4 protein-coding genes and 1 pseudogene are annotated in these 3,362 nt (G+C 69.1%); 1 reads left to right on the top strand and 4 read right to left on the bottom strand.

Translation table 11 applies throughout. The annotated features are described in order from the left end of the window. Nucleotides 1-283: 283 nt before the first annotated feature. A pseudogene (locus tag JWP60_RS26280) lies at nucleotides 284-1,060 on the top strand (alpha/beta hydrolase); the annotation flags it as partial. Between the two features lie 165 nt (nucleotides 1,061-1,225). Here the strand turns inward: JWP60_RS26280 and JWP60_RS26275 are convergent. The 4 genes from JWP60_RS26275 to JWP60_RS26260 all read right to left on the bottom strand — a co-directional run. Continuing rightward, nucleotides 1,226-1,822 (bottom strand): SCO family protein, encoded by a 597-nt coding sequence (locus JWP60_RS26275; RefSeq protein WP_299798444.1) that lies wholly within the window; start codon nucleotides 1,820-1,822, stop codon nucleotides 1,226-1,228. Further along, nucleotides 1,819-2,241, bottom strand: a complete 423-nt coding sequence (locus tag JWP60_RS26270) for a biopolymer transporter ExbD (protein WP_299798441.1) — start codon at nucleotides 2,239-2,241, stop codon at nucleotides 1,819-1,821. Before JWP60_RS26270 ends, JWP60_RS26275 begins: the two co-directional genes overlap by 4 nt. A gap of 10 nt (nucleotides 2,242-2,251) precedes the next feature. Continuing rightward, nucleotides 2,252-2,971: a MotA/TolQ/ExbB proton channel family protein gene (locus JWP60_RS26265; protein WP_299798438.1), complete on the bottom strand. Its 720-nt coding sequence runs from the start codon at nucleotides 2,969-2,971 to the stop codon at nucleotides 2,252-2,254. A 5-nt stretch (nucleotides 2,972-2,976) separates the two neighbouring features. Then, on the bottom strand, nucleotides 2,977-3,362 hold a 386-nt coding region (locus JWP60_RS26260), incomplete at its 5' end, for an energy transducer TonB (RefSeq protein ID WP_299798436.1).

Here is a 3,362-nt window from a genome sequence, read left to right as displayed (position 1 = left end):
GCTGTAGCACTGGCCTTGAACACGAGGCCACGCAAGACGCTCGCATGGCTGACCCCTGCAGAGGCTCTCAACGAACTGCTAACCTCGGCCGGCAAACGAAGTGTTGCGACGACTCGTTGAATGCGGGCTGCCAACCTTGATCGGAGTGCAAGATGGGCTTGTCGCCTGGCCCAAGCCGTTGGAATGCACTTGCCAGCATTTTGGTGACCCTGTTAAGCAGGGGACGTCGGGCGATCTCATACGAGACGATTTCGCCGTTGACAGATCAAGGGGAGGAACCGACATGCCGAACCTGAGCACGGACGATGGGGTCCGCCTCCACTACGAGGACACCGGCGACGGCCAGGCGATCGTCTTCGTGCACGAATTCGCCGGCGACCACCGCAGCTGGGAGCCGCAGGTGCGCCACTTCGCGCGCCGCTACCGCTGCATCACCTACAGCGCCCGCGGCTACCCGCCCTCCGACGTGCCGGGTGGCGCCGAGCGCTACTCGCAGGAGCGCTGGCGCGAGGACCTGCGTTGCGTGATCGAGGCCTTGGGGCTGCATGCGCCGCACGTGGTGGGGCTGTCGATGGGCGCCTTCGCCACGCTGCATTTCGGCTTGCGCTACTGCGCCCGCGGCGCCGTCCCGCGCGCGCGTTCGCTCACGCTCGCGGGCTGCGGAACCGGGGCGCATCCGGCCGTGCATGCGAAGTTCCAGGCCGAGTCGCGCGCGCTTGCCGACACCATCGAGCGCGATGGCACGGCGCACCTGGCGGCCACCTATGGCCACGGCCCGGCGCGGCTGCAGTTCCGGCGCAAGGACCCACGCGGCTTTGCCGAGGCGATGCGCCAGCTCGCCGAACACTCCGCCACCGGCTCCGCGCAGACCATGCGCGGCTACCAGGCGCGCCGGCCCAGCCTGTACGACCTGGTGGAGGAAATCTCCGCGATCACGGTCCCGGTGCTGGTCATGACCGGTGACGAGGACGAGCCCTGCCTGGAGCCTTCACTTCTGCTCAAGCGCGCGATTCCGCAGGCCGCGCTGGCCGTGCTGCCGGCCAGCGGCCATGCGATCAATCTCGAGGAACCCGCGCTCTTCAACCGGCTGCTCGAGGACTTCCTGCACCAGGTCGAGGGCGGGCGCTGGCAGGCGCGCGAGGCGAGCGCGGCGCCGGCGTCGGTGTATGGGCCGGGGGGCGGCCGGGGCGTGGCGGGGCGTGAGGCCGCCGCCTCATTGCCTGCTTCAGGCCAGCAATTGCCGCATGTCGTGGGCGCAATCCTCGGCGCTCTCGATGTGCCGCACGCCGACGCGCAGGTGGCCGGCCGGGTCGAAGGCAAAGCCCAGGGTGGAGTGGTCCAGCGTGTACGTGGAGCCGGTCTGCACCTTCTGGAAGAACACCTTGAAGCGGCTGGCCACCTCCTTGGTCCGCGCCATGTCGCCGGACAGGGCGACGAAGCTCGGATCGAAGGCTGCGGTGTAAGCCTGCAGCAACTGCGGCGTGTCGCGCTCGGGGTCGAGCGTGACGAACAGCACCTGCAGCTTGTCCTTCTGCGCGCCCAGCATCTTGCGCACCTCCGCCGCCCGCGCCAGCATCGTCGGGCAGGCGTCCGGGCACTGCGTGAAGCCGAAGTGCAGCAGCACCACCTTGCCATGCCAGTCGGCCAGGGTGCGCTCCTTGCCTTGCGTGTCCTTCAGGCGGAAGTCGTTGCCGTAGCCCTTGTCGGCGAGATTCGCGCCCTTGAAGTCGGGCGCCGGGCCGGCCTGGGACCGGCCGCAGCCAGCCAGCAGGCCCAGGGTGCCGAGCAGCAGCGCGCGGCGATCGAGGATGGGGGTATTCATCGGGTTTCTCCAGAGACGGGTTCGGTGATGAAGCCGATCTTGCGCAGCCCGGCGCGCTGCGCCGCGGCCATGGCCTGGGCCACTTTCTCGTAGCGCACGGACTTGTCGCCGCGGATGTGCAGTTCGGGCTGCGGGTTGCGGGCGGCTTCGGCGCGCAGCATCGGTTCGAGGTTGGCCTCGGCCAGGCGGGCGTCGTTCCAGTAGTAGCTGCCTTGCGCATCGACGCTCAGGCGCACGGTCTGCGGTTTCGGGTTCTGCCGCGCGCTGGCTGCCCGCGGCAGGTCGATGTTCACCGCGTTCTTCATCACCGGCACGGTAATGATGAACACGATCAGCAGCACCAGCATGACGTCCACCAGCGGCGTCATGTTGATCTCGTTCATCACCTCGTCGGCGTTGTCTTGGGTTCCGAAGGACATGGCGCGCTCCTCAGGCCTGCTTGAGCGCGACGACCTTGCGGACGCCAGCGGCGACGCGCGCGCCGGTCACGAAGTACGCGTGCAGGTCGTGGGCGAAGCGATTGAGCTTCGCCAGCACGCCCTTGTTGCCGCGCACCAGCGTGTTGTAGCCCAGCACCGCGGGAATGGCGACGGCCAGTCCGAGGGCCGTCATCACCAAGGCCTCGCCGATCGGGCCGGCCACCTTGTCGATGCTGGCGTGCCCGGTCAGACCGATGGACATCAGCGCGTGATAGATGCCCCAGACCGTGCCGAACAGGCCCACGAAGGGCGCGGTCGATCCCACCGAGGCCAGCACCGCCAGCCCCGACTGCATCGTGGCGGTCGATTCGTCGATGCTGTTGCGCAGGCAGCGCGTGACCCAGTCGCTGGTGTCCATGCCGTCCTGCAGGCGGCCGCGGCCGGCGCCCTCCTGCCCCAGGTGCGCGGAGGCATCGCGGCCCTCCAGCGCCAGCGCGCGGAACGGGTGGCTCTCCTGCGCGCCGAACTGCGCCAGGCCGGTGGCGAAGTCGCTCGCGCTCCAGAAGCGTTCCACCGATTGCGACTGCGCGCGAAAGCGCCGCAGGTCCAGCGCCTTCAGCAGGATCACCGCCCACGAGGAGAGCGACATCGCCAGCAGCAGCAGGAACACGCCGCGGGTGACGATGTCGCCCTGGGTCCAGGTGTTGAGGAGGCCGAATTGCGTTTCCATGGTGATCACTCCAGAACGAAATTGATGGGGACGTTGAACCACATGGCGGTGGCGACGCCGCCCTTCTTGCCCGGGACGTAGCGCCAGCGCTGCGCGGTGGCCAGCGCGGCCTGGTCCAGCCGCTCGAAGCCGCTGGATGCGTGGATGTGTGCCTTCTGCGCGGAGCCGTCGGGGCCGATCAGCACGCCCACCACCACCTTGCCCTGCTCGTGCATCTTGCGGCTGAGCATGGGATACGCCGGCTTCTCGTTCTGCAGGTACTCGGCATCGCTGGAAGGCAGGATCACGACGGGTGCGGCCGGAGCGGCAGTCGGTTCCGCCTTGGCCACCACGACCGCGGGTGCGGGCGGCGCGGCCTCGGCCACCGGCGCCGCCGCCGGCGGCAGCGGAG

Source organism: Ramlibacter sp., assembly GCF_028291745.1.
Classification (GTDB): domain Bacteria; phylum Pseudomonadota; class Gammaproteobacteria; order Burkholderiales; family Burkholderiaceae_C; genus Ramlibacter.
The sequence above is the reverse complement of the archived record's forward strand: the minus strand, read 5'-3'. Positions and strand labels throughout refer to the sequence as shown.